1 protein-coding gene is annotated in these 940 nt (G+C 40.2%); it reads left to right on the forward strand.

Going from position 1 to position 940, the window contains the following annotated elements:
* Nucleotides 1-117: 117 nt before the first annotated feature.
* On the forward strand, nt 118-940 hold an 823-nt coding region (locus AB4160_RS06165), incomplete at its 3' end, for a transposase (RefSeq protein ID WP_372003912.1).

Raw genomic sequence — 940 nt, forward strand, 5'->3', positions numbered from 1 at the left:
ATGGCATAAAGGCTTTAAAGACACCCTGTTACAAATAACAAGGCCACCCATTCTAGTTGGCTAAATGTTAAACACTCTACTAGGCTTTAGTTATTACTTAATTTTCGGTAATTAATGATGGCCAGACCTAGAAAAACACTCGTGAGTTTAGAAGATACGCCTTACTACCACTGTTGTTCGCGTGTGGTACGTAAGGCATTTTTGTGTGGTTATGATAAGTCGACAGGCGAAAACTATGAACATCGCCGTGAGTGGGTAGATAACCGAATTATTGAATTAGCGACGATTTTCGCGATTGATATTTGTGCTTATGCGGTGATGAGTAATCATTTACATGTGGTGCTAAAAGTCGATGTGGATAAAGCCAAAGAATGGTCTGATATAGATGTGCTTACCCAATGGCATAAAGGCTTTAAAGGCACCCTGTTGACGCATAAATTTGTTAAAGCTGAAGTCCTTAATGAGTTTGAATTAAAGACGGTTAATGATTGTATTGGGCTATATCGAGAACGTTTAACCGATATTAGTTGGTTTATGCGTTCCTTGAGTGAACCCATTGCTAGAATGGCCAATAAAGAAGATAAGTGTACAGGCCGTTTTTGGGAAGGGCGGTTTAAATCTCAAGCCTTGTTAGATGATGCGGCCGTACTCGCCTGTATGACGTATGTTGATTTGAATCCAATTCGCGCACAAATGGCTGCAACACCTGAAACTTCAGATTACACAAGTATTCAACGACGCATAAATTCAGCGATTAAAGGTGAGCAACCAAAAGAGTTACTACCATTTGTAGGAAATGAACGTTTAGATATGCCTAATGGACTGATGTTTAGTGTTAAAGACTACATTGTGCTGGTTGAAGATACAGGGCGGATTATTCGAGAAGATAAACGCGGCGTCATTAGCGCGAGTAGTCAGGATATCCTCAATAGGCTGAACA

It is taken from the genome of Shewanella sp. 10N.286.51.B8 (assembly GCF_041469325.1).
Lineage (GTDB): Bacteria > Pseudomonadota > Gammaproteobacteria > Enterobacterales > Shewanellaceae > Shewanella.